This is a genomic window from Exiguobacterium marinum DSM 16307 (assembly GCF_000620845.1).
Lineage (GTDB): Bacteria > Bacillota > Bacilli > Exiguobacteriales > Exiguobacteriaceae > Exiguobacterium > Exiguobacterium marinum.
The window spans coordinates 2528975-2554417 of the sequence record NZ_KK211189.1; the positions used below are offsets into that span (position 1 = coordinate 2528975).

Genomic DNA, 25443 nt, shown 5'->3' on the forward strand with positions numbered 1-25443 from the left:
TTCTATTATAGAAGGAATCGATTCCCCATCCAATCATTCTTGCGCCCGAAATTCCATGGTATGATGAAGCAGAAATGACTTTTAGAATGGAGGAATGAAGATGCATACCGATCCAACCTGTATCTTTTGTAAAATCGCTCAGCAAGAAATCCCGTCGTATCGGGTGTATGAAGATGAGGCTGTCGTCGCTTTTCTCGACCTCTCACAAGTGACAAAAGGTCACACGCTCGTCATCCCGAAACATCATACGAGAAACATTTACGAATTGCCTGAAGATGTCGCGGCGGATGTATTTAAACGAATCCCAACAATCGCTAATGCGATTCAGCGCGAGACGGGTGCAATCGGAATGAACGTCTTATCGAACGCAGAAGAAATAGCCGGGCAAACGGTGTATCACTTCCATATTCATTTAATTCCGCGTTTTGGACATGAGGACGGGTTTGGTGCGAAATGGATTACGCAAAACGACGCCTTCACATCTGAAGAACTCTCCACCCTTGCATCGAATATCCATGCCCACGTATAAGACAGACAGAGACCCGTCGATGACGGGTCTCCTTTATGATTGATTGATAGAATCACGACGGCGCTTCTGCTCTTCTTCCAATTGCGCTCGCTCGACCTGAAGCTTAATCGCCACTTCATAAAGTTGTTGACGCTTTTTGACAGATGTCGCTTGTTCAAATTCTTTTCGTAATTCAGTTAGACGGGTATCTATTTCAAGGATACGCTTTTCTCGAATGGATTCTTCACGATCCTGTTCTGATTGTTTCGATGCTTCATATCCCGCCTCTAGTGTGTTCATAATCGATTCGGCCCAAGTGTCATCTCCCAGTCGCTTAGCGGCGAGATATAGGTCAAGCATATCATCTACCCAACGCTTCGCTTTCTCCACTGAGGATCACCTTCCTTTACCTGTATTTTAAAATAAAATGATTTTTCGGTCAAAAATGAATGTTCTGAAAAATTTTATTTGCGATATAGGTTTTTAATCACTCTTTTTTGGTAAAATAATATGAAAAGAATGTAATTCTGATGAACCGTGCTTGAGGAGGGGAATGAATTGTCGAGTCGCCAACGTCGAGATTGGATTGCTTTCGGCTTTGTTTTAGCATTTTTAGGGGTCGCCACGTTTAAGAAACTAGCGCGAGGAACCGCAAATGACGCCGCTGCGCAACAACATCGAGCATCCACAATCACTACGCTAAAAGAACAATTTGGAAATGTTGCGCAACATGCATCACATGTTGCCGCTGCAAGTAAGCTACAAGGAAAAGAATTGACTGATCAAGTGAAAGTCGAAGTCGAACGCTATCAACAAGACATTCAGCCTTCAGTCGATCGCATCCAAGAGAACCTTCAGGAGCTCTCGAACTTACAGTCTGCTATGACTGAAAAAACTGTCGATCAGACACAGTGAGTGTTTGGGGACATCGTCCGTCGATTATAATTGATTTTTTTATCCGGAAAGGATGGATCGAGATGGAACACGAAAAAGAATTCACTGGCCCTGAGGCCATGCTCTATAGCCACAAAATTATTCAATTGAGTAAGGCTTTATGGAAAACCGTCGAAAAAGACTGGCAAAATTGGATTAAACCGTTCGACTTGAACATTAACGAACATCATATCTTATGGATTGCCCATGCTTTAGGCGGTGCATCGATCTCTGAAATTGCAAAATATGGCGTCATGCACGTCTCGACTGCTTTCAACTTCTCGAAGAAGTTAGAGGACCGTGGATTACTTACGTTTTCTAAAAAAGAGACGGACAAACGAAATACGTATGTCCAGTTGACACCTAAAGGCGAAGCATTGTTACTCGAGACGATTCATGCGTTTGACCCAGAAGGTAACGGTGTCTTCCGCGCTTCCCTTCCCTTGCAAGAACTTTATGGCAAGTTCCCCGATTTAACAGACATGACGGCCATCGTTCGTCGCTTGTATGGGGACAACTTCATGGATATCTTTGCAGAAACATCAAAAATGATTACAGAAGAGGCAGGCAGACGCCCTGATGATGAGGATGATCATCTCACTCAAGAAGCCTAACCTGCCGATAGAGTGGCTCTGTGACGTCTAATTCGATTCCTTGACGGACGCATGCCTCAAGAATCGTTTTCACATCGAGCCTCGCATCTAACATACCTGCAAAATGAACGAGCAACGGCTCTATGGACGTAAATCCATAGCGCACTTGCTCGTTTTGTCGCGCTCGAATTTCATCAAGCAATTGATAAAATGACTCCACTTCCTGTTTCGTCAAGTTTGCTCGAATCACTTCATATTCAAACGGACGGTTCGTCCAATCGACAATCTCGAGTAAGATCTTCATCTGATACGCTAAATGCTCGACCTTCTCTTCTAGTGACACTGCCCTCACCCCATCATTTCACATTCTATTACATCATTATACGACAGGATTGTGTGCTATGATACTGTACAGACAAGAGAACAGCTGTCATGATTAGGAAAATGTGATATAGTCGGACTTAGAAACTTTAAGAATTATTAGGGGTGGAATACATGTCAAACGGAATGACGAATGAACCAAAAAAGCAAGATAAAAAATTCTCAACTGGCGCTCTCGTTGGTGCATCTGCAATCGCACTCATCATCGGTGCTGGCGGTACGTACGCGGCAACGAACGCGGGCGGCGGAGAATCAGATAATTCAGCAGTCGTCACATATAAAGGCGGCGAGGTCACTCGCGGTGAAATCGCGGATATGAGCTATGACCGGATGGTGCCACAACTCGCATTCCAAGAGACGATGAATGCACTTCTTGAAAAAGAATACGGTGACCAAGTCGACCAAGAAAAAGTAGACGAAGAATTCAGCAAGACAGAAGAACAATTCAACTCAGAAGAAGAATTTGAACAAGCGATTCAACAAGCCGGCATGAGTGGTACGGAAGAGTTCAAAGAAGCGCTTCGCGGGCAGATGCTTGTTGACGCAGCAAAATCTGAGCTTGTCGACGTGACCGATGAAGACATCGAAGCACAGTTCGCAAAAGAGAACGTAGAAGTGGAAGCTAGTCACATTCTCGTTGAATCAGAAGAAGAAGCACAAGACATCATCAAAGAGTTGAACGACGGTGCGGACTTCGCAGAACTCGCGAAAGAGAAATCAACGGATACAGGTTCTGGCGAAAAAGGTGGAGAGCTCGGTTACTTCTCTGCCGGTGCGATGGTACCTGAATTCGAAGAATACGCGTTTAAAGAAGATGTGGTCGGAAAAGTTTCTGAACCAGTCCAATCGCAATTCGGTTTCCACGTCATCAAAGTGACAGACCGTAAAGAGAAAGACTTGAAACTCGAAGACGAGAAAGACCGCATTCGTGAAGAATTAGCAGCTGAAAAATCAGCTTCGGTCGACGCGAACAAAATTTACGCAGAGTTGATTGAAAAATATAACGTTGACGTAAAAGATGCAAAAGCAGAGCAACAATTTGACGCTGTCAAAGAAGCGATTAAAAACGCAGACGAATCTTCTGAAGAATCGACTGAACAATAAGTTTAAAGGGCACTCCAACGTTGGAGTGCCCTTATTTGTGAACAGATGCCGTATTATAATTTCGGACGATAAAATGCTCGATTATCGAGAGCCATGACACGTTCCGTGAACGCACCCGGTTCGACGCCTTCATATGCTTTTTCGAACATGTTCATGCGCGCATCGATGTTGTCGATGAAGAACAACATCTCCGCCTCAGGAAGTTGAGGCGTATTCGCAGAACCCCACTCCGGTTTACCGTGATGACTTAAGACGAGATGTTGCAACAACGTTGTCACTTCACGGTCTGTCCCAAGTTCACGTGACACGACTTCAAGCTCCGATGCCATGAGTGACAAGTGACCGAGCAACTTCCCTTCAAGCGTATACTCCGGTGTAATCGCATCGGACAACTCAATGACTTTCGCCAAATCGTGTAGAATCACACCCGCAATCAAAAGGTCCCGGTTCAAGGATGGATACAATTCACACATCGTATCCGCGAGCTTCAACATCGACATCACATGAAATGCCAGTCCCGAATAGACCGCATGATGATGTCGAACGGCAGCCGGATATGTGAAATATGCCTCTTCGTGACGATTGACGACTTCCTCGACAAGACGGCGAATCTCATCGTGTTGAAGTGAGGTGATGAATCCACGAATCGTTGTCTCAAGCTCCGACTTCGGAATCGGTGCCGATCGTACGTAAGGTGCGATATCCACTTCCTGCTCGATGATTGAAATCTGCTTCAATTTCAACTGTGTCCGCCCGCGATAGTCCATCACTTCACCGGCCGCATGGACGATTTTTTTCGTCGCGTACTTCTCAGTATCGGCACTATCCCATAGTTTCGTCTCGATTTCGCCACTCTCGTCGCAAAGGATTAATGTTAAATAAGGTTTTCCGTTCCCGGCAAGTCCCTTATAGGATTGTTTGATCATGACATATTGGTCTAGCGTGTCGCCCACTTTGAGCTGACCGATTTTTGTCGTCAATGAAAGCACCTCTCTCTTGTTCAGTACCTTCATCTTATCGAAAGTTTGCGACAGATGCCAACATTCCTGACAATTTGGGAATACTATCAATGTAGCGAATTGGGGGAATGGATGATGGAATGGGATTGGTATACACGACCTGAGGACTATATTTATGTAGATCAACGATATGTTCAAGCTTATACGTATTGGCTCGAACAACTGACGACCGCAAACGTCACCAAAATTTTGGTCGAGGACGGTTTTATGTATGGTTCACTCACGCTCGACTATGAACAGTTAGAACGAGAACCGCAAAAAATTGGACATTACTTCATCGGACCCGATTTTTTATGGACGATCGGTTTTGATGATCTTCATCACGAGTCGATTCTCGCTAAACAATGTGACTCTCCGATTGAGGCTTTTTACGAGTTACTTGCCGAGCGGATGAACAACTATTTTCACGGCATCGATGAATTTGAAGAACGGTTGTTGACCGCTCAACGTGAAATGACGGGACAGGTCCCTGCTACGTTCATGAATGAGATTTTTGGTCTTCGCAGTGAGATCGAACGGTGGTCGGACACCGTCACCCCTTACAAAGAACTCGTCATGGCAGGACGTGAGGCATTTTTAAATAAAGATTTACAGCAGTTGAAATCATACCAACTTGCTGATTATCGAGTCAGTCGCTTGCTGACGTTGATCAATCATTATCAAGAAGACGTGATAGCGATGACAGACCTCGCCTCCACACTCTCGAACTTCCGAGGAAACGAGATCATGAAGGCCCTCACCGTCTTCACAGCGCTGACGACCCCAGTCGTTGCGTTCGGTGCCGTTTGGGGGATGAACTTTAAACATATGCCTGAACTGGAATGGCCGCTCGGGTATGGATTCGCCTGGATCATGATTCTTCTCTTCACGCTCATCATCCAAATGTGGTTGAAACGGAAGAATTGGATTGGGTCGTTGTTACAGTTTCCGAATCAGACGACTTCGACGAAACACCGAACAAAACAAAATGCTAAAAAAACGAACAAAAGTTCGTTATAATGAAAGGAAAGTGATTTGCCCAGGAAAGGTGATGTTATGGAACGACTCATCATTCACGTGGACATGGACGCATTTTACGCCTCTGTCGAACAGCGAGACCGTCCTAACTTACGAGGGAAGCCCGTCATCGTCGGAGGCCCACCTCACAGCCGTGGGGTCGTTGCGACATGTTCCTATGAGGCGAGGAAATATGGCGTACACAGCGCGATGTCATCACGTCGCGCTTTTGCCTTGTGCCCGCATGCGACGTTTGTCAAACCAAGGTTTCAAGCATATCGCGAAGTCAGCGCGCAAGTAATGGAGATTTTTAAGTCAGTTACACCGCTCGTCGAACCGCTCTCGCTCGATGAGGCTTATCTCGACGTGACAGAGAATGCGTTATTGAGCTCATCCGGACCCTTTATCGCCCGGTATATTTTAGGTGAAATCAAACGGCGTACCGGCCTAACTGCATCCGCCGGGGTCGCGCCTTCAAAATTCGTCGCTAAAATCGCTTCGGGATTTGAGAAGCCCAACGGTCTCACTGTCGTCCTGGCACATGAAGTGGCAGATTTTCTCGCTCCCCTTTCTATTGAAGCGATGCACGGGGTCGGAAAAGTGACCGCACAAACGCTTTATAAGAGCGGATATCATACAATTGGTGATTTGCAAACAACTCGCCCGGAACAATTGAAAGCCATTTTCGGACATGATCGTGGACAACAATTATATGAACTGGCACACGGACGAGACACACGCCCCGTCGTCGCCACACGGGAACGTAAGTCGATCGGGTCGGAGACGACGTTCGCCATTGATATTGATGACCCGGAAGAAGTGTTCGAACGGGTCATTCCTGAAATGGAGGACGTATTGCGTCAGCTCGATCGCCGCGAGCTGAGCTGTCAAACGGTCACCATTAAATTAAAGACGAGCGAGTTTCAGGCTCGGAGTCATCAAATCAAATTAAACCATCCGACTCATGACCACAACGAGATTCGACGATTGGCCCGACGTCTCTTCGATGAGATGAACGTCATCGAGCCCGTCCGTTTGATCGGACTGACCGTATCCGACTTGATTCCCCGAACTGAATCGACACGGCAACTGACATTCGATGAATTGACAAAACCTTCTCTTGAAGAATGAATAACCATTCATTAAAATAAAGAAAAGGGGGTCATGTGAATGGAAACATACACGGTGACAGGTTTCGAAAATGACGGCACGCTCGTATTGAATGAAATGTTTGAAGCGAGTGACGATCAGTCCGCAAAAATAAAAGGACTCGACATGCTTCGCGCTGCCGGGCACGAGCATAAAGGGGCACGCATCGTGCACCAGGGGCAGCTCATCTATTTTGAACGGTGCAAATTACCGGGGAAATTGAAAGGCACGGCATCCTAATAAAAGTAGACCGAGGTTATTTTTCTCGGTCTACTTTTTTATTCGCTGTATTTCTCGTCCCATGCTTCCTGCCATTCTTGAATATCAGGATGAATGTCCTCTAGCGTTTCTCCGCTCAGGCTATATCCGTTCCCCAAGCCTGATCCGTCGGTTACAGGGAAAGATGTCCCTCCAATCACCTTCCCATCCACGACCATCACCGACACTCCAGTCAGGTCGGCGGGAGATTGCTTACTTATCGGATGATCTTTCACCGTAAAGTTTTCATAGTATATGATCTTGCCTACGTATTCATCCGGTGACACGGATTGTAGTCCCCACGTGTTACGTGCACGATCTTCTTTCAACTCATCTAAGGTTAAGGTGCTCGTATGCTCTCCTTCGAAAGAGACGATTGGATACTGTTGTTCCTCGAGATACTGTTCGGCCACCCGTCCGTTCTCCGTCATCTCGGGTTCAGGTTCCACTTCTTCCCCGCATGCAACGAGAAATAGACAGAGGATGAGCATCGTCCATTTTTTCATGATCATCATTCCCTTCCTTCAGCCATTCTCTGATTATTCTTTTCGTCCCTTCTCAACTCCTGCTCAAAATGGAAATAAGAACAGAATCATGAGTATACCGAAGAATGCAGTCAGTAGTTGCAGTGGCACACCGACTTTTATGAAATCTACGAATCGATACCCCCCCACACTAAACACCATCGCATTTGTCGGAGACCCGAACGGGGTCATAAAAGCAAGTGACGCCGAAATGGCGACGGCGATGACGAACGGGACCGGACTAACCGCCATCGATTCCGCAAGTGCGATAGCAAGTGGTATAAACAAGATAGCGGTCGCTGTGTTCGAGATGATTTGACTAAGTAGGATTGTCGCAATAAAAAGAACAACGAGCACCCAGGCAGGTCCATATCCGGCAAAAGAACTCTCTATCCATTCAACTAACCATGCCATGACTCCCGCGTGCTCAAGCGCAGTCCCTACCGGTATCATAGCTGCAATCAAGACGAGTGATGACCATTGAATCGATTGATATGCGACATCCATATGACGCACAGCCCCACTCAAAATCATTGCAAGTGCCGCTAACCAAACCGCAACGGTCGGGTCGACCCACTCGAATACAAACAGTACCACCATCATAAGCAAGATGATGCCTGCTGCAAGCTGATGATGACTGGATACGGTTCGATTGGCCACATCGGTCACCCGTTCATTCGAGAGCAATAGATGTGTGTCTTGTTCAATTCGTTCAAGGTCATCCCACTCTCCTTGCACCATCAATAAGTCACCTTGTTTTAGCGGGGTATCTTTCAATCGCACTTGCGCAATTTCTTCTTGTGGACGGATCAGTTGTAAGACGTTGACATGGAACTCACTCCGTAATCGACTCTCGCCGATGCATTTCCCCACGAGTTGACTCGATGCTGGAATCGTGAACAGCACGATGCCCCCTGCTTTATCATTTACAGCTCTTGCTTCAACCTTTTTATAAGGGATTTGTTCCTGATGTGAGAGGGAACGAACTTGCTGTTCGTCCCCACTAACGAGTAAACTTCCTGCGCGTATCACGGTGTCGGCGCGTGCTGTTTCATAGTGTTGACGTATCCCTTGAATACGTTCTTTTAGAACAAGAATCCCATTATGTGACCACTTCAGGTCACTCAACCGCTTCCCAATTAAAGGGTGGGATTTCTCAATCGATATGACATACACGCTCGGACTTGGTGGTTCTTTTGTTTCTTCTTTAGCCCACTCATTCGAGCTACCTTGATCGAGTAAACGATTTCCGAACAGACGGAAATAAACCAATCCCACGACCATGACGACCAAGCCAATCGGAAGCAGCGAAAAGAAACCGATCGGGACTTCCGCAAGACCACGTAACGATTCTGCTGCAACTAGATTTGGTGGTGTCCCAATCAATGTCATCGTTCCACCAATACTTGAGAAGAAGGCGAGCGGCATGAGATATGTTTTGGCAGACCTTTTAATTTGGCGCGCCATCGCCATGACGACTGGAATGAGTAATGCGACCGTGCCTGTGTTTGACATGACGCTTGAAAGGAACGTGACGGTCAACATGAATAAATAGAATAACCTCGTCTCGCTCCCGTTGGCGTATGGAATCAATAAGGAAGCCAGTCGTTCTGCCAAGCCAGAATGAAACAATCCCGCACCGACCACGAATAGTCCGGCAATCATCAACACAACCGAATTTGAGAATCCGGATACCGCCTCACTCGGAGTCAATTGATTTGTTAAGACGAGACAGAGAAGTCCAATCACAGCAACCAAATCTGCCCGTAGCCATCCCATTATGAAAAAGAGAATCATCCCTAAAAGTATAAGGACAGTAACCATGACAGTTCACCCTTTCCCCATTATCACATCTTCATTATAATTCAGTTTATGAAAGCGCTTACTTAACAGGTGTGACAATCTCATCAACAAAAAAACGGATAGCCCGAAAGCTACCCGTTCATCATTGTCTTATTGAACTTCATTTTCATTCACCATCGGAGCGTAAAGCTCTTCAAGTGGTTTCATGATGACTTTCGTTACTTCTGTAACGAGCTGGTGCATGCGTTGCTCTTCTTGCATGAGCTCCATGATCAATTCGTTCTGTTGAACGCTCATCATTTTCGTTTGCGCATCCATCATTTCCTGCTCAGAGATTTCCTCTCCTTGCATTTGCTTTTGTTGAAGCGTCATTTGGATGTTACGGAAGTCAGCGAACAACTGGTTCGCTTCCGCATCCGCATTGACACGATCGTATAAAGAAGAGAGTGTTGTGAACTCTTCAGAATCGCGAAGTGCTTTCTCCAATTGGTAAGCTTGGTCGTACAAGTTTGTTTGTGACATGTAACGTCCTCCTAAATACTATTAGGGTTTCGCCATCACAAGATGGCAATCAACCCTTGAATCAACCCAATCATACCACCTAATAGCGCGCCAAGCCATGTTATTGCCCGAAACTCCCGTTTGGAAATGGATAATACAATTTCTTCTAGGTAAGACGTATCGAGAGATTGAACTTGTTCCTGAACAATTTTATCAATCTTTAATCGATCCATAATCGTCTCCAATTGATTCGTGAAGCGCTCAATGACAAGCGTCACGCCTTGTGGGACGATTTCGTCGACGACACGGGATTCAACAGACTCCGTATATGTCGATACAGGGCGATCCAACAATTGCGCTATTGGTAAGCGTGAGACTACCTGTTGCACAATGCCATCGATGAGTCGTTTTTCTAATCGTTCGTCCATTAGCGTATCGACTGATTTTTCACTAAAACGCTCAAATTCGCGCGTAATCATCGTCGTCATTCCGTCACGCGTTGACTGACCTCTTAAAATATTGACGATTTCAGGTCGAACCATTTCGACAAAGTTCATGTTTTGAATGAATCCTGCGATAAATCCGAGTCGACGTTGAACAAACGAATCAACCATATGTCGAAGCTGTGCCTCACCTTCCGGAGAATAGAAATATTCTTCCGATTTAACAAGAAGCGCATCAACAATTTCAGGAATGACCGCCCGTACGCGGTCCATACCTTCTTCCCCAAGTAACTCGAACAACTTTCTTTCTTTTACTTCAGCCATGACGCTCGTTAACTCGTCACGTAACTTGTCATCCGCTAACGTGAGGATGCGTGCCTCCGCGTTCGGGTAGAGGGGTTCTACGAGTTCTCGAACCGTTTTATCCGAGCGCAACATCGCTTGAACTTCTTGCTGAGCAAATTGGGTGATGTGTGTCGTCACTTGATCATCTAGCAATCGCTTTCGCATACCTTCTGGTGTCAACAAGTGTTTGACGACGGTCTTTCCTAAACTGGATGCTAATTCATCCCGTCGCTTCGGAATCAGTCCCGGAGTAAATGGAATCCGGAACGAACCAATATATTTCGGTTCATGTGGTCGGAATAACATTTTAATGGCGAGGAAGTTCGTCACACCCCCAATCGTTGCTCCAATCACAATCATGAGTAAAATCTTCAATATCCCGTCCAAACTGCAAGCCTCCAATCTGAAATATGATACATTGTTGTTGAGGTGATAGTATTGAATACGTTTGATCGTATTAAATCGATATTTCCGGCCGCTGTCCATCGGTCGGAAGATGCATCTGGTGACCATGACTGGTTCGAGACGCAAAACGGTACCGTATTTGGATTACCAACGTTCGAATTAACCGAACGTGAACAGCAACTTCTACGCATGTGGGCGACTCCCATTCTTCAGTCAGACCCTCATCAGCGAAAGTGGCAAGAGCGTTTGCAGGATGATACGTTTCGCTTTGAACAACCGTTTCGGCTGATTACCCTTTCGCTTCAAGAAACAGAAGAGGAATCACTCGATTCATTCATCAGCATTGTACACGACTTCATGCCGCATGCTGAAATGATAATGATGACCCAAAAACATCTCGAACTCATCGAGCAAGACACGTTTGCCGATCTCCAAGAATTTGAGGACGTATTGCGTGCCATTGCGAGCGATTGCTTTATAGAAGCTTATGCCGTGTATAGCGAACGCCCACAAGGCAACCTAGCCCACGTGTATCGTCAACATCAACTACTCATACCATACGCGCGTCTCTCTACTAAAACTTACCCTGCTAGTCAATTATTATACCATTATTTACTACAAGAGCAGGATTCAAAAGAACGGATTCGCCGAATTGCACCATTGCTTGAACCGATCGACCTGTCAACGATTGAATTGCTCGAATCATTGTTCAGCCACTCGTTGAATGTCTCACATACGGCCAAAGCGCTGTTCATGCATCGAAACACGCTGAACTATCGACTCGATCGCTTGTTCGAGACGACCGGTTATGACGCTCGAAAGTTCTATGACGCTAGTCTCCTTCAACTAATGGTCACGTTGCACAAATCCGACTGACGGTTTTTGTGCAACTTGTCTATATTCAATGCAAGCGGTTTCATCATATAATCATTCTTGTAAGCGCTATTATAAACAAACAGATCCTTTAGGAGGCTAACGACATGGCAGAAATTCGTTTAGAACATATTGAAAAAATTTACGATGGTGGCGTCAAAGCCGTCAGCGATTTTAACTTACACATTAAAGACCGTGAATTCATTGTATTTGTCGGACCGTCTGGTTGCGGAAAATCGACGACACTTCGTATGATCGCAGGCCTTGAAGAAATTTCAAACGGTGACTTTACCATTGATGGGAAACGAATGAACGATGTCGCTCCTAAAGATCGTGATATCGCCATGGTCTTCCAAAACTATGCACTCTATCCACACATGAGTGTCTTTGACAACATGGCATTCGGGTTGAAACTCCGTAAGTTCCCGAAAGATGAGATTGATCGTCGCGTCAAAGACGCTGCACGTATTCTCGGCTTGGAGGAATACCTCGAGCGTAAACCAAAAGCACTCTCAGGTGGACAACGTCAACGTGTGGCCATCGGACGTGCCATCGTTCGTGATGCGAAAGTCTTCTTAATGGACGAACCACTCTCGAACTTGGATGCAAAACTTCGTGTACAAATGCGTAAAGAGATCATTCAACTTCACAACCGTTTGGACACAACTACGATTTATGTTACCCATGACCAAACTGAAGCGATGACACTCGCAACACGTATTGTCATCTTGAAAGACGGCCTTATCCAACAAGTCGGCTCACCAAAAGAAGTTTACGATTACCCGGACAACATCTTCGTCGCCGGTTTCATCGGTTCCCCTTCAATGAACTTCTTCCGCGGTACACTCGCAGAAGGCAAATTCATCACGAACGGGGAAGAAGTCAACGTACCAGAAGGAAAAATGAAGACCCTTCGTGACCGTGGTTATGTTGGTAAAGAGCTTGTCCTCGGGATTCGTCCAGAATCAATCCATGATGAGCCAATCTACATCGACTCGCCAACAACGCATACGTTCAAAGCACACATCGATGTCGCTGAGCTCATGGGATCAGAGTCATACCTCTATGCGGAACTCGGTGGACACCAGTTCACAGCACGTGTCGACGGTCGCTCAAACATCCACATGGGTGACGATGTTGAACTCGCCCTCGATATGACAAAAGCACACTTCTTCGACGGAGAAACAGAACAAGTCATCCGTTAAGCCATACAAAAACCCTCGATTCGTTTGAATCGAGGGTTTTTTATCATCGAATCGCGTAACGCTGTTCGAGTTTATGTTGCCCAGCTTGAATCATGGTCGACAAAATCCAATAGATTGAAGCCGAGAACAAGAGTAACGGCATGACCAGATAGGTTGTGGCCGCAATCTGGTCAGACACGTACGTCAACTCCTGAACCGCAATGACCGTACCAAGCGATGTCGACTTGATAATGTCGATGACCGAGTTCGAGACAGGCGGGATGGCACGAGAGAGCGCTTGCGGGAAAATGATGTCTTTGAAACGCTTCATTTTCGGAATGCCGAGCGCGACACTCGCTTCCACTTGTCCTTTGTCGACAGAGTTAATTGCCGCCCGAAATGCTTCTGAGATATAGGCCGCAAAGTGAAACCCTAATCCGAAGATGAGCGCCTGCATCCCACTGAGTTGCACGAACCCAGTGAGACCGACATACAAAATCAACAACTGGAGCAACAGCGGTGTTCCACGGAAGAACGAGATATATGTCCGTGTTAACAATCGTACAATTTTAATTGGACTACTATGAAGTAAAGCGATGATCAGACCGAGCGCCAAGGCGAGAAGAATCGACAGGACACTGGCGATCAACGTGAGCTGGATGGCTTCAAGATAGACCGAGCGGTTATCTATGACGGTCGTGATCAGTTCATTCATTGACTGATATCCTCACCGAAGTATTTCTCACCGATTTCTTTCATTGTGCCATCTTCTTTCATTTCCGCGAGTGCATCGTTCAACTTCTTAAGAACATCGCTATCCTGACGTGCCATGAATCCAGCTTCACTTGTATTGAAGATGTCACCGACTGCTTTGACGTCATAACCTGTCTTTTCAAGTTCTGTCAAAATAAAGAGACGGTCATTAAGTGCCGCTTCCAAGCGACCGACTTCGAGATCTTGAAGTACTTGGTTTGCCCCTTTGTAGTATTTCACTTCAGCACCTGCTTCTTCAGCCATTTGGGCATAAGCAGAACCTTGTGTCGAGCCGACTAGTTTGCCATCAAGGTCGTCAATTCCTTGAATATCATTGTTGTCCGAAGCGACGATGACTTGTGCACCCGACACGGCATACGGATCAGTAAATGCATATTTCTCTTCACGCTCAGGTGTGATGCTCATTTGGTTGGCAATCATATCAATGCGTTCTGCATCGAGAGCCGGGACGAGTCCCTTAAAGTCCATTGCCTCGTATTCAACTTTATAACCGGCACGTTCTGCCGCCTCATTCAAGACATCGATATCATATCCCATCAATTCACCTTTGTCTTTATATGTGAAGGGTGGATAAGTCGCCTCTGTCCCGACAGTAATGACCGCTTCGTCCGCTCCACTTCCTGTTTCATTGCCACAAGCTGCGAGAAGCCCTACTGAAGCTCCAAGTGTCAATACTGTAGTTAACGTTTTTCTCATGATGATTCCGCCTTTCTTATAATCCTTATATGATTACACGGTTTTAAACAATAACTTCATCATACTGGCGGAGTGTCTTCATGTCAAACAAAAAACATCACCCTATTTCTAGAGTGATGTTCGGTATCAATCAATCGCTTTCGCCTGTTGCATGACGTCCGCTTCAATCGCTTCACGTTTTGCAGTCGTTTTGTCGGCACGATCCGCATGTACACTGAAGTAGAACTTGATTTTCGGCTCTGTTCCAGACGGACGAAGGCAGAACCATGACCCGTCCGCAAAGATGAATTTTAAGACGTTCGATGATGGCAATTCGATGGCTTCAGACTTACCGGTCTGCAAGTCAGTCGCCACTTGCTTCTTATAGTCTTCGAAGCGAACGACCTCGTATCCCCCTACTTCTTTTGGCGGATTGGCACGGAACGCTTCCATCATCCGTCCGATTTGTTCGAGACCAGCCTTTCCTTTCAACGTCATCGACTGTAACGATTCTTCATAGAACCCATACTTCTCGTAAATCGACTGCAACGCATCATAAAGCGTGCGACCATGTTGTTTATGATAAGCCGCCATCTCCGCTGCGAGTAAACAAGCCTGAACGGCATCCTTATCACGGCAGAAATCCCCAATCAAGTAGCCATAGCTTTCTTCATAGCCGAACAGGAACTCATATTCTCCAGACTCTTCATACTGTTTAATTTTCTCACCGATGAATTTGAATCCGGTCAGCGTGTTTTCAAGATGCACGCCGTATGCTTTCGCAATGGCGGCACCAAGTTCGGACGTGACAATCGTCTTCGCGACGAACCCGTTCGATGGAAGCGTCCCCGTTTCACTCTTCTGTGAGAGGATATATTCCATCAATAGCGCACCTGTCTGGTTTCCCGTCAAGACGAACCAATCACCATCTTGTCCGCGCACGGTCAAGCCGACACGGTCGGCATCAGGATCGGTCGCCATCAGTAAATCAGCACTGACACGATCCCCGTATTCCATTGCTAATTTAAACGCCGCCTTTTCTTCCGGGTTCGGATAACTGACTGTTGGGAACGCGCCATCTGGCTCTGCTTGTTCTTCTACAATCGTCACATGGTCAAATCCATACGCCTTCAACCCTTCCATGACTGGACGGCGCCCTGTCCCGTGAAGCGGCGAATAGACGATTTGAAGGGAACTGTCCTGTACGTCACGATGAATACGGATTGACTGGAGCGCCTCCATATACGCTTCATCGACTGATCGGTCGACTGTGACGAGCAAACCCGTCTGACGAAGCGTTGCCTCATCTTTGATTTCAATCGTCAGCTCATCTTCAATCGCATTGACGTAACTGACAAGTTCATCCGCTTCCGCCGGTGGAAGCTGTCCACCGTCTGCCCCATATACTTTGAACCCGTTATACTCAGGGGGATTGTGGCTAGCTGTGATGACGATCCCGCCGAATGCATCAAGATGACGTACCGCAAATGAGAGCTCAGGTGTGGCGCGCAAACTTGGGAACAAGTACGTTTTGATGCCGTTTGACGCGAGCGTCCGCGCCGCCTCTAACGCGAACTCCGGAGAAAAATGACGCGAGTCATGGGCGATGACGACGCCGTGACGCTTCGCCTCTTCTCCTGAGGATGAGATAAAGTCAGCAAACCCTTGAGACGCTTTTCGAATGGTATACATGTTCATTCGATTTGCGCCCGGTCCAATTTCTCCCCGCATCCCGCCTGTCCCGAACTCCAGCGTCTTATAAAATGCGTCTTCTAACGTTGACTCATCTTTTGCGAGTTCTTCAAGTTCCGCACGCAAATGCGGTTCAAGTCCATCAAATTGACTCCAACGTTCATATGTTTGTTGCCATGTCATGGTTTATTCCCCTTTCACCTTAAAAAAATCAATCGAAGTACTCGCCAATTGCTTCCATCTTGTATACGATGAGAGTAATGAAACCTCGAGGTGATATTAATGTTTCCAACAATGCGTGCCCAAGAATTAAAACAAATCGTGCATACGAACTCGATTCGTTTCATCGATTGCCGATATTCGTTAAACGACGCGTCCTACGGTAAATACGTTTATGGACAGGGACATCTTCCGAACGCAGTCTTTCTCGACTTGATGGAAGACTTGTCTGGTCCACTCGGTGAACATGGTGGACGTCATCCGCTCCCTTCAAAAGAGGCATGGACGTCAACGCTTCGTCGCATCGGCTTGAAAAAAGATGATCTTGTCGTTATTTATGATGACGGTTTTCCGTATGCAGCCCGTGCATGGTGGCTCTTTAAATGGGCCGGTCACGAGCGGGTCGTCGTCCTAGAAGGCGGAATCCAGTCGGGAATCACCTATTGCGGTGATACCACGACGGAGATTCCACACTATAAGTCGAGTGACTATACGCCGGACTTCCAAGATGACATGATTGCCACACTCGAAGAAGTAAGAGCCGCCACAAACGGTAAACTTTACGATTCTAGATCAGAAGATCGCTATAACGGCGTACACGAACCGATAGACCAAAAAGCAGGACACATTCCGAACGCATTGCTTTGCTCATATGCAGAAGCTATTACAGAGCTCGGCACATTAGAAGACTTTCACGATTTGAAAGAACTTTACAAAGATGTTCTTCCTGTCGAGAACCCCATCTTTTATTGTGGGAGCGGTGTGACCGCCTGCGTCAATATTTTAGCGCTACACGCTCTCGGTAAGGACGATGTCCGGCTCTATCCAGGGTCATATTCCGATTGGGTCAGCTATCCAGAAAACGAGGTCCACCCGTAACGGGTGGATCATTTTTTATTTCACACTCGTCGGTTTGATATTCCAAACTGCGTTTGCATACTCCGTGATGGTTCGGTCACTTGAGAAGATGCCCGATTTCGCCGTATTGACAATTGAGCTCTCTGCCCAACGCGCACGATCACCGAACATCTCGTCGACACGTCGCTGTGCTCGCATGTAAGAGATAAAGTCTTTTAAGACTAAGAAATCATCGTTGTAGACGAGAAGTGAATCGAAGATGGACTGGAATTGATATTCGCCTACCTTATCGAATGTCCCACTGACGAGACCATCGACGACATCCTTGATTTCTTGATGTGCGTGATACATCTCCGCTGCATGATACCCTCCGAACTTTTTATAGTTCATGACTTCTTGTGGAGATAATCCGAAAATGAAGATGTGATCATCGCTGACGGCATCACGAATCTCAATATTGGCTCCGTCTAACGTTCCAATCGTTAAAGCACCATTCATCATGAACTTCATGTTGCCGGTACCCGATGCCTCATAGCTTGCAGTCGAAATTTGTTCACTCAAATCAGATCCCGGGAAAATCCGTTCAGCCATTGAAACACGATAGTTTTCAAGGAAGATGACTTTGATGAATTGACTTGCTCGCTTATCCTTGTTGATTAATGTCGCAAGCGCATTGATGTAACGAATAATTTCTTTCGCATAATGATATCCTGGTGCCGCCTTTGCGCCAAAGATAAACGTTCGTGGAACCATCGTGAACGTCGGATCTGCTTGAATCTTCAAGTAGAGCGCGTGGATATGAAGCGCGTTTAGCAACTGTCGCTTATAGGCGTGTAGACGCTTGACTTGCACATCAAAAATCGAATGCGGATCAACCGTTTCTCCGGTCTCCGATTGAATGTAAGCTGCCAAATCGAATTTATTTTGTTGCTTCACATCCATCACTTTTTCTTGAAAACTCTTATCTTTTGAGAAATCCATCAGCTTTTCCAAATCATTTGGATGCTCAATCCACGAAGGACCGATTGCTTCTGTGATGACCTCAGATAACCGTGGATTCGATTTTAAGAGCCAGCGACGATGGGTAATCCCGTTCGTCTTGTTGTTAAATCGCAGTGGGAAAATCTCATATAAGTAACGCATCTCACGCTGTTTCAAAATATCGGTATGGATTTGTGCAACCCCGTTCGTCGAATGAGAGCCGACGACGGCCAAGTTGGCCATATTGATATGCTCATTCGATACGATGGCGATTTCACCCATATGTGATTCGAGATGGGGATAGTTGACCAGGACGTCACGACAGAAACGTCGATTGATTTCTTCGATGATCTGATAGACACGTGGCAATAGCCGCTGGTACATCTCAACCGGCCATTTTTCAAGTGCTTCTGCGAGTAACGTGTGGTTCGTAAACGACATGACGCTCTTCGTGATTCGCCACGCTTCATCCCATCCGTATCCATGCTCATCCATCAAAATTCGCATTAATTCAGGGATTGCAACAACCGGGTGCGTATCATTGATGTGAATCGCATAATGATCGCCCAATTGTTTGAGAGATTTATTACCTTTTAAGTAAGAAGCAAGCATCGACTGGATTCCTGCCGACACGAAGAAATACTGTTGTTTCAAACGAAGTACTTTTCCTTCATAAGTCGTATCATCCGGATATAAGAATTCCGAAATGGTCGCAATCGACTGTTTATGTTTTAACAAGTCTTTATACGTCCCTTTCGTTTTTTCTAAATAAGCCTCATCGTCAAGGGGCGATTCAGCGTTCCAAAGACGCAACGTATTCACAACGTCATTCTGATAACCGATGACTGGCATATCGTAGGGGACCGCTTTGACAACTTCATCCGGATGGTGGACGACACGCAATCGGTCTCCGATTTGCTTCATCTCGATCCATCCACCGAAGTTAATGTCGACCGCCTTATCCTGACGTCTCGTTTCCCACATGTTTCCATCACGGAGCCAATTGTCCGGTAGCTCGACCTGATATCCATCCACAATCTTCTGTTTGAAGAGACCATAGCGATATCGAATCCCGTTCCCGTGTCCGGGTAAACTGAGTGCGGCCAACGAATCAAGGAAGCAAGCTGCTAAACGACCGAGCCCCCCGTTCCCGAGACCAGGTTCCGGTTCCAACTCTGAGATATCGGTAAAATCGTATCCGAGATCCTCAAGCCCTTCTTTGACGAGTTCTAATACGTCTAGGCTTAACAAGTTATTGTACAGGAAACGGCCTAATAAAAATTCAAGTGAGAAGTAGATGACTTGCTTACTATGCTTTTCTTCTTGACGGTCTCGCGTATGGATCCATTTCGGCATGGCCTGTTCGCGTACCATCGTTGCCAATGTTTGATACACTTCCTGCTCTGTCCCATCCTCAATCGACTTTCCATTCAATGCGATAAATCGTTCCTTAAACGCGCCGACAAAGCTCTGTTTATCTGTGAACATAAATCAAATTAGCTCCTTCCAATCATGCGAATAAATGATATAACTCACGATATTGCTTGGCGGATTGTTTCCAGCTATAGTCCGCGGTCATCGCCTGATGGACGAGGGCATCCCAATTTTCTTTCTCGGAATAGACACGAATCGAGTATTCGATTGTCGCCAACATCTCATGGGCATTATAGTTCATGAACCCAAATCCGGTCCCTTCTTGCGTGAACTCGTTATACGGCTTCACCGTATCCCGCAGTCCGCCCGTCTCACGTACGATGGGCAATGTGCCGTATCGCATGGAAATCAGTTGACTGAGTCCACAAGGTTCGAAACGTGACGGCATTAAAAAAGCATCCGCCCCAGCATAAATCAAGTGCGCGAGTTCGATATCAAAACCGATATATGAACCGACCGTTCCCGGATGTGCTGCCGTCATCTCGTGAATGATTCCCTCATATTCCGGTTGTCCCGAACCGAGAAATGCGAATTGACAAGGCAATTGACCGAGTTCTTCACGGACAGCGTTTATTAAATCTAGTCCTTTTTGGTCAACGAGTCGGCTGACAAAACCGATTAGCATGACATCGTCTCGTACCTCAAGACCGAGACGCTCTTGTAACGCTCGTTTGTTGGCGATTTTTCCTTTTTTATACGTATCCAAATCATACGTCTGTGCAATACGAGCATCCGTACTCGGGTCATTCGTCGACAAATCAATGCCGTTTAAAATTCCTCGTACATCGACAGCGCGATGACGCAGAGCTCCATCTAATCCTTCACCGTAATATGGCTCCATGATTTCATCGCGATAAGATGGACTGACGGTTGTGATTTGATCTGAGTGGACGATTCCTGCTTTCATGTAATTGACGAGACCGTTATGCTGAATACCTTCAGCCGTAAAATGTTCAGGACCGAACTGTAGTAGCTCTCCCAAAATCTCTTCAGGGAAGACTCCTTGATATTGCAAGTTATGGATTGTGTAGACGGTGCGAATATGTTGATACGCTTCAATATGTTGATAATGGATTCGTAAAAAGGCTGGTAAAATCCCTGTCTGCCAATCATGGCAATGAAGGACATCGGGCACATCTTCTATCTTTCCAATCATCTCGAGTACAGCTCGCGAGAAGAACGCGAATCGCTCTGCATCGTCAAAGTGTCCATATAAAACACCATCACGTTTAAAGTAATACTCGCTATCAATGAAATAATAGTTGATGCCATCCCGCTCTAATTTTAAGACCGCACCAAACTGCTTGCGCCAACCGACCGGAACGATTAGGTCGAATAAATACTCCATCTCGTCCACATACTCTTCAGCAATCGATCCATACTTCGGCATGACGACGCTAACCTCTTCTCCTAAATCCGCCACCGCTTGAGGGAGGGAACCGACGACGTCGGCTAGCCCCCCCGTCTTCATGAACGGTGCCGCTTCTGAAGCAACATACCAAATTTTCATAAAATCCTCCTCACACCACTGTTCGTTTTGCGATGACAATCGGTTCGTCGATTGTACCCCGAATGACCTGTCCTCGTTTTACGACCACTTCTTTATCAAGGATCGCATTTTCGACAACAGCCCCTTCTTCAATGATCGACTTCGACGAAATGATAGAATTCTTGACGCGAGCATGCTTACTTACTTGAACACCACGGAAGAGAATACTGTTTTGAACTTCCCCATGAATTTTACATCCGTTCGCCACGAGTGCTTCATTCACTTTCGAACCTTTCAAGTAACGAGTAGGTGGTTCGTGCTTGATTTTCGTATAAATGTGCGGGAAATCGTAAATAATCCCTTCTCCACGGAGCAATCGCATACTTTCATTATAATAAGAAAGTACAGAATGAATGACTTGCATTTTCCCGACATAATGATAACCGTGAACGTGTAAACGGTGGAGTTGTGGACGAATGACGCCATCTAATAAATCATATTCACCTTTAGACGTCGCTTCGTCAACGAGCCGCATGAAGAGATTCTTTGACATAATAATTGTCTCTGTATATGAATACTCATCATCTGGTGAAAATCCTCGTTCTGACACGCCGACGACACGATCGTTCTCACCGAGACGAATCGGGCGACAGTAACCACATTTCTGCTCATGTGTTGTATAAGCAAGTGTGATATCCGCACCAATCGATTTGTGATGTTCGAGCATGTCGTTATAGTCAATCGTCGTCAGCACGTTCGACCCTGTAATAACTACATACGGTTGCTTGCTGCGAATGAAATGTTCACGGTGTATCGAAAAGTTTGCCAAATCCCCAAGATACGCTTCACCGTCTGGTTTTAATGCCGGAGGGAAGATGTGAAGCCCACCTTGAGAGCGATCTAAGTCCCACTCTTTTCCTGATCCGAGGTGGTCCATCAAGGAGCGATACTTATCTAATGTAAAAATCCCGACTTGACTAATATTTTGCGTAATCATATTCGTCAACGTGAAATCAATCAGGCGATATCGTCCTGAAAAAGGGACTGCTGCTAAATTGCGATGTCCTGTAAATTCTGGAAACAATCCTTGTTCCGTTCCTAAGTTAATGACCCCTAATAAATCGTTCGTCAACAGTAACGCCTCCTTGCGTATCTCTTTACTTGTTTCAAACCCGTTGTTTGAAGACGGTTCCGCTTTCGATGTTTTCATGTGGTTCAATAACAACGATTTCACCACCTGGCTCACCGACTGTCGCACCATCTTCAATGACTGCACAGCTCGCGACAATGGCTCTGTGAATTGTTACATCCTTCCCAATTCTAGCCCCCGGCATAATCACGGAGTCTTTGACGAGTGAGCCCTCTTCGACACGGACGTCATAAAATAGAACCGAGTGTTGCACTTCTCCTTCGATATGACACCCTTCATTGATCACAGACTGTTCGACACATGCATCTTTTCCAATATACTGAGGTGTCTGATTCGGGTTGACCGAATAGATTTTAAAATCTGGGTCATACAAATCAAATGGAGGGTCTTCCTCTAAGAGGTCCATGTTCGCTTCCCAAAGTGATTGAATCGTCCCAACATCTTTCCAGTATCCTTTGAACTTGTAGGCGAAGACGTCAAGCCCTTGGAGAAGCGTATTTGGAATGATGTTCTTCCCGAAGTCAAAGCTCGACGTCTCATCTTCAGCATCTTTAATTAAATGCTCTCGTAAGACTTTCCAGTTGAAGATGTAGATGCCCATCGATGCCAAGTTACTCTTTGGGTCTTCAGGCTTTTCATCAAACTCATTGATTCGAAGGTCATCCGCTGTGTTTAAAATACCGAATCGTGATGCTTCGTCCCATGGTACTTCCATGACAGAGATGGTCACATCGGCTTGTTTTTCTTTGTGGGCCTCGAGCATCTTCTCGTAGTCCATTTTGTAAATGTGATCTCCTGATAAGATCAAGACGTAATCCGGATCGTAAGCGTCGATGTAGCTCAAGTTACGATAGATCGCATTAGCTGTTCCTTCATACCAATTTTTCCCCGACTGTGCTTGATAAGGTGGAAGAATCGCCAATCCTCCATTGCGACGATCTAAGTCCCATGCTGTCCCGATTCCTAAGTAACGATTCAATTCAAGTGGCTCGTATTGCGTCAATACCCCGACTGTTGTGATTCCTGAGTTCGTGCAGTTTGACAATGGGAAATCGATAATTCGGTACTTTCCGCCGAAATTCACGGCTGGTTTCGCCGTTTTTCGCGTGAGAGGCCCTAATCGTTTTCCTTCTCCTCCCGCAAGGAGCATCGCAACCATTTCTTGCTTCATAAATAATAAGCCTCCTCAAAATCGTAATATACAACCTCTTTTACCCTTTTTCGCTCTTTCCTAAAGTATTCCTTCTCGAATTATTATATGATAACGTTTACATTTTTTATTTTTTTATAAATTTGACGATATAATGAATAGAAAGAGGTGATTGGATGAGAGCTTGGATTGGAACTTTATTTTTCGCTGGACTTTTAGCGACTTCCTTAACACTCACAAACGCATTGAAAGAAGAGATTGATAAAACTGAAGAGATTTTATCGTGGGGAGAAGAACTGGTGTCGGCGCAACCACTCTCGTCGAAACATGCCATCACACTCGCATACAATGGTGGGGAACAACAAATTTATTTGGCTGGCCGTAGAAATGATGTAACTCCAAAGGCGTTGCCTAAACACATTCAAGAAGCCATCATGACTATTGAAGACCGTAAATTCAATGCTCATCCCGGTTATGATTTGAGCGGAATCGCCCGTGCGTTTATCAATAACGCGAACGAGACATCCGTTCAAGGTGGGAGCACGATCACACAACAGCTCGCACGAAACGTCTACCTCACACATGAGCGAACATATGAACGAAAAGTGAAGGAATTGTTAATCGCGCAAGCGCTTGAAAAAAACTATAGCAAAAAAGAAATTTTAACAGCTTATAGCAATGTCATATTCTTTGGACATAACGTATATGGGATTCAATCTGCGGCTGATACATACTTTTCAAGGCCGCTCGCTGATTTGAATTGGAATCAACTGGCCTATCTGTTGACGGTACCGAATAATCCGTCCCTTTACGACCCGCTCAATCCTACAGAAGCTTATTTTGAACGGAAGGACCGGATTTTGACACAATTGTTTGAAGCAAGTATCCTCTCAAAGAGTGCCTACGATCAGTATCACGGCGTGAAGCTAGAAGCATCATATCGCAGTCAAACAATCCAATACCCGGACTATATGGATACAGCCGTCCGCGAGGCGATTCAATTGGTACGTACGCGCTATGACTTGGACGATACCGAAGCAAGAGATTATTTATCTACCCATGAAGCAACGATTGAGACTTACTTATCGACAGGGAAACAGAAACAAGCAAAACGGGTGATGAGTCAACTTCCTCCCGGGCTGAACGGAGGCTATACGGAACTGACACCTCAAGGACGAATCGTGGCAATGGTCGATTCAGAAATGACACAAGTCGGTGAGTTCAACCGGGCGACACAGGCGTATCGCCAACCAGGATCAGCCATCAAACCAATTCTCGTGTTCGCACCATTTATCGAAGACACTGGTGCGACGCTTGACACAGTACTCGATGGACGACCGACCTGTTACGGTTCGTATTGTCCCGGGAATAGCCACGACCGCGTGTTAGGTGATGTCTTGTTAAAGGACGCGGTCGCCTACTCGTATAACACACCTGCTCTCGCCGCCTTCTCAGCGATTGATCAAGAGAGGGCGTATAAGACGGCAGACATGATGTTCAGTCAATGGGATGAACAGGATGAGAACTTAGCTAGCGCTCTTGGTGGACTCACACAAGGAGTCTCTCCGAGAGAACTGGCAGCCGCCTACACACCGTTCTTAAACAAAGGTGTCTATACATCAGGACATACGATCAAACAAATCAAATTCAAGTCCGGGGAGCCGACATTGACGCCAATTTTGACCAAAGAGGCCATTTGGTCTACGGATACCATGGACGTGATGAAGAAAGCATTATCGACCGTCACCACGTACGGGACGGGACGCTATGCGAATCGAGTGAAAGGCGACTACGATTATCTCGGAGGCAAGACGGGAACGACAAACGACAATAAAGACATGTGGTACGTCGGACTGACCGATCGCACCATCACCGCCATTTGGCTTGGTGCCGACACACCTCGTCCGTTCCCAGAACTCGCCAACCGTGCGTATCCAGCGATTGTTTGGACGGAGTCGCATTAAAAAGGAGTCAGCCGCTGAAAAGTGGGCTGACTCCTTTT

General features: G+C 46.1%; 25 protein-coding genes. 11 read left to right on the plus strand and 14 right to left on the minus strand.

Translation table 11 applies throughout. The annotated features are described in order from the left end of the window. Window positions 1–100: 100 nt before the first annotated feature. Window positions 101–529, plus strand: a complete 429-nt coding sequence (locus tag P400_RS0113295) for an HIT family protein (protein WP_026826672.1) — start codon at window positions 101–103, stop codon at window positions 527–529. Window positions 530–562: 33 nt separating this feature from the next. Here the strand turns inward: P400_RS0113295 and P400_RS0113300 are convergent, their stop codons facing one another. Continuing rightward, window positions 563–898 carry a hypothetical protein gene (locus P400_RS0113300; protein WP_026826673.1) on the minus strand — a complete coding sequence of 112 codons (336 nt, stop codon included), beginning with the start codon at window positions 896–898 and terminating at the stop codon, window positions 563–565. Between the two features lie 168 nt (window positions 899–1066). Between P400_RS0113300 and P400_RS0113305 the strand changes: the two genes are divergently transcribed. Beyond that, window positions 1067–1423, plus strand: coding sequence for a hypothetical protein (locus tag P400_RS0113305; protein WP_026826674.1), 357 nt, complete (start codon window positions 1067–1069; stop codon window positions 1421–1423). A 62-nt stretch (window positions 1424–1485) separates the two neighbouring features. Then, window positions 1486–2055 carry an HTH-type transcriptional regulator Hpr gene (locus tag P400_RS0113310; RefSeq protein WP_026826675.1) on the plus strand — a complete coding sequence of 190 codons (570 nt, stop codon included), beginning with the start codon at window positions 1486–1488 and terminating at the stop codon, window positions 2053–2055. Here the strand turns inward: P400_RS0113310 and P400_RS0113315 are convergent. Next, window positions 2039–2377 (minus strand): DUF1878 family protein, encoded by a 339-nt coding sequence (locus P400_RS0113315; protein WP_235181862.1) that lies wholly within the window; start codon window positions 2375–2377, stop codon window positions 2039–2041. The two genes, P400_RS0113310 and P400_RS0113315, sit on opposite strands and share 17 nt — an antisense overlap. Window positions 2378–2529: 152 nt before the next feature. On the opposite strand from P400_RS0113315, the gene P400_RS0113320 reads away from it, so the two are divergent. Further along, window positions 2530–3519, plus strand: a complete 990-nt coding sequence (locus tag P400_RS0113320; RefSeq protein WP_026826677.1) for a peptidylprolyl isomerase — start codon at window positions 2530–2532, stop codon at window positions 3517–3519. Between the two features lie 53 nt (window positions 3520–3572). Here P400_RS0113320 and P400_RS0113325 read toward each other — a convergent pair whose 3' ends face one another. Then, complete coding sequence (locus tag P400_RS0113325; RefSeq protein ID WP_051545994.1) at window positions 3573–4532, minus strand: HD domain-containing protein; 960 nt, start codon at window positions 4530–4532, stop codon at window positions 3573–3575. Window positions 4533–4613: 81 nt separating this feature from the next. Here P400_RS0113325 and P400_RS15230 point away from each other — a divergent pair, with 81 nt between their 5' ends. The 3 genes from P400_RS15230 to P400_RS0113340 are packed head-to-tail and all read left to right on the plus strand — an operon-like array spanning window position 4614 to window position 6923. After that, window positions 4614–5537: a magnesium transporter CorA family protein gene (locus P400_RS15230; protein WP_051545995.1), complete on the plus strand. Its 924-nt coding sequence runs from the start codon at window positions 4614–4616 to the stop codon at window positions 5535–5537. A gap of 36 nt (window positions 5538–5573) precedes the next feature. Further along, window positions 5574–6665, plus strand: coding sequence for a DNA polymerase IV (gene dinB, locus P400_RS0113335; protein WP_026826679.1), 1092 nt, complete (start codon window positions 5574–5576; stop codon window positions 6663–6665). A 39-nt stretch (window positions 6666–6704) separates the two neighbouring features. Beyond that, the gene (locus tag P400_RS0113340) at window positions 6705–6923 is read left to right on the plus strand and encodes a YhzD family protein (RefSeq protein WP_026826680.1); all 219 of its coding nucleotides are present in this window, start codon (window positions 6705–6707) and stop codon (window positions 6921–6923) included. Window positions 6924–6961: 38 nt separating this feature from the next. Here the strand turns inward: P400_RS0113340 and P400_RS0113345 are convergent, their stop codons facing one another. From P400_RS0113345 to P400_RS0113360, 4 genes are all read right to left on the minus strand, one after another. Then, entirely contained in the window at window positions 6962–7447 is a 486-nt protein-coding gene (locus P400_RS0113345) for a hypothetical protein (protein WP_026826681.1), read from the minus strand. Between the two features lie 63 nt (window positions 7448–7510). Beyond that, the gene (locus tag P400_RS0113350; RefSeq protein WP_026826682.1) at window positions 7511–9289 is read right to left on the minus strand and encodes an SLC13 family permease; all 1779 of its coding nucleotides are present in this window, start codon (window positions 9287–9289) and stop codon (window positions 7511–7513) included. A gap of 129 nt (window positions 9290–9418) precedes the next feature. After that, complete coding sequence (locus P400_RS0113355; RefSeq protein ID WP_026826683.1) at window positions 9419–9790, minus strand: YlbF family regulator; 372 nt, start codon at window positions 9788–9790, stop codon at window positions 9419–9421. A 35-nt stretch (window positions 9791–9825) separates the two neighbouring features. After that, window positions 9826–10917 carry a DUF445 domain-containing protein gene (locus P400_RS0113360; protein WP_051546028.1) on the minus strand — a complete coding sequence of 364 codons (1092 nt, stop codon included), beginning with the start codon at window positions 10915–10917 and terminating at the stop codon, window positions 9826–9828. A gap of 69 nt (window positions 10918–10986) precedes the next feature. Between P400_RS0113360 and P400_RS0113365 the strand changes: the two genes are divergently transcribed. After that, complete coding sequence (locus tag P400_RS0113365; RefSeq protein WP_235181863.1) at window positions 10987–11838, plus strand: PucR family transcriptional regulator; 852 nt, start codon at window positions 10987–10989, stop codon at window positions 11836–11838. Window positions 11839–11942: 104 nt separating this feature from the next. Further along, window positions 11943–13040 carry an ABC transporter ATP-binding protein gene (locus P400_RS0113370; RefSeq protein WP_026826686.1) on the plus strand — a complete coding sequence of 366 codons (1098 nt, stop codon included), beginning with the start codon at window positions 11943–11945 and terminating at the stop codon, window positions 13038–13040. A 43-nt stretch (window positions 13041–13083) separates the two neighbouring features. Here P400_RS0113370 and P400_RS0113375 read toward each other — a convergent pair whose 3' ends face one another. The 3 genes from P400_RS0113375 to P400_RS0113385 all read right to left on the minus strand — a co-directional run bounded on the left by P400_RS0113375 (window position 13084) and on the right by P400_RS0113385 (window position 16343). Then, complete coding sequence (locus P400_RS0113375) at window positions 13084–13734, minus strand: amino acid ABC transporter permease (protein ID WP_026826687.1); 651 nt, start codon at window positions 13732–13734, stop codon at window positions 13084–13086. After that, a complete protein-coding gene (locus tag P400_RS0113380; RefSeq protein WP_026826688.1) occupies window positions 13731–14489 on the minus strand; it encodes a transporter substrate-binding domain-containing protein in 759 nt (252 codons plus the stop codon). The genes P400_RS0113375 and P400_RS0113380 overlap by 4 nt, the downstream gene beginning before the upstream one ends. Window positions 14490–14615: 126 nt before the next feature. Beyond that, window positions 14616–16343 carry a phospho-sugar mutase gene (locus P400_RS0113385; RefSeq protein ID WP_026826689.1) on the minus strand — a complete coding sequence of 576 codons (1728 nt, stop codon included), beginning with the start codon at window positions 16341–16343 and terminating at the stop codon, window positions 14616–14618. Window positions 16344–16442: 99 nt separating this feature from the next. Between P400_RS0113385 and P400_RS0113390 the strand changes: the two genes are divergently transcribed. Continuing rightward, window positions 16443–17258 carry a sulfurtransferase gene (locus P400_RS0113390; RefSeq protein ID WP_034771210.1) on the plus strand — a complete coding sequence of 272 codons (816 nt, stop codon included), beginning with the start codon at window positions 16443–16445 and terminating at the stop codon, window positions 17256–17258. 15 nt (window positions 17259–17273) lie between these two features. Here the strand turns inward: P400_RS0113390 and P400_RS0113395 are convergent, their stop codons facing one another. The 4 genes from P400_RS0113395 to P400_RS0113410 are packed head-to-tail and all read right to left on the minus strand — an operon-like array spanning window position 17274 to window position 23462. Then, complete coding sequence (locus P400_RS0113395) at window positions 17274–19706, minus strand: glycogen/starch/alpha-glucan phosphorylase (RefSeq protein ID WP_026826691.1); 2433 nt, start codon at window positions 19704–19706, stop codon at window positions 17274–17276. Window positions 19707–19728: 22 nt separating this feature from the next. Further along, complete coding sequence (glgA, locus tag P400_RS0113400; protein WP_026826692.1) at window positions 19729–21162, minus strand: glycogen synthase GlgA; 1434 nt, start codon at window positions 21160–21162, stop codon at window positions 19729–19731. A 10-nt stretch (window positions 21163–21172) separates the two neighbouring features. Further along, the gene (gene glgD, locus P400_RS0113405) at window positions 21173–22366 is read right to left on the minus strand and encodes a glucose-1-phosphate adenylyltransferase subunit GlgD (RefSeq protein ID WP_235181864.1); all 1194 of its coding nucleotides are present in this window, start codon (window positions 22364–22366) and stop codon (window positions 21173–21175) included. Further along, window positions 22308–23462: a glucose-1-phosphate adenylyltransferase gene (locus tag P400_RS0113410; RefSeq protein WP_026826694.1), complete on the minus strand. Its 1155-nt coding sequence runs from the start codon at window positions 23460–23462 to the stop codon at window positions 22308–22310. The genes glgD and P400_RS0113410 overlap by 59 nt, the downstream gene beginning before the upstream one ends. A gap of 155 nt (window positions 23463–23617) precedes the next feature. Between P400_RS0113410 and P400_RS0113415 the strand changes: the two genes are divergently transcribed. Continuing rightward, window positions 23618–25405 (plus strand): transglycosylase domain-containing protein, encoded by a 1788-nt coding sequence (locus tag P400_RS0113415; protein ID WP_026826695.1) that lies wholly within the window; start codon window positions 23618–23620, stop codon window positions 25403–25405. Window positions 25406–25443 lie beyond the last annotated feature (38 nt).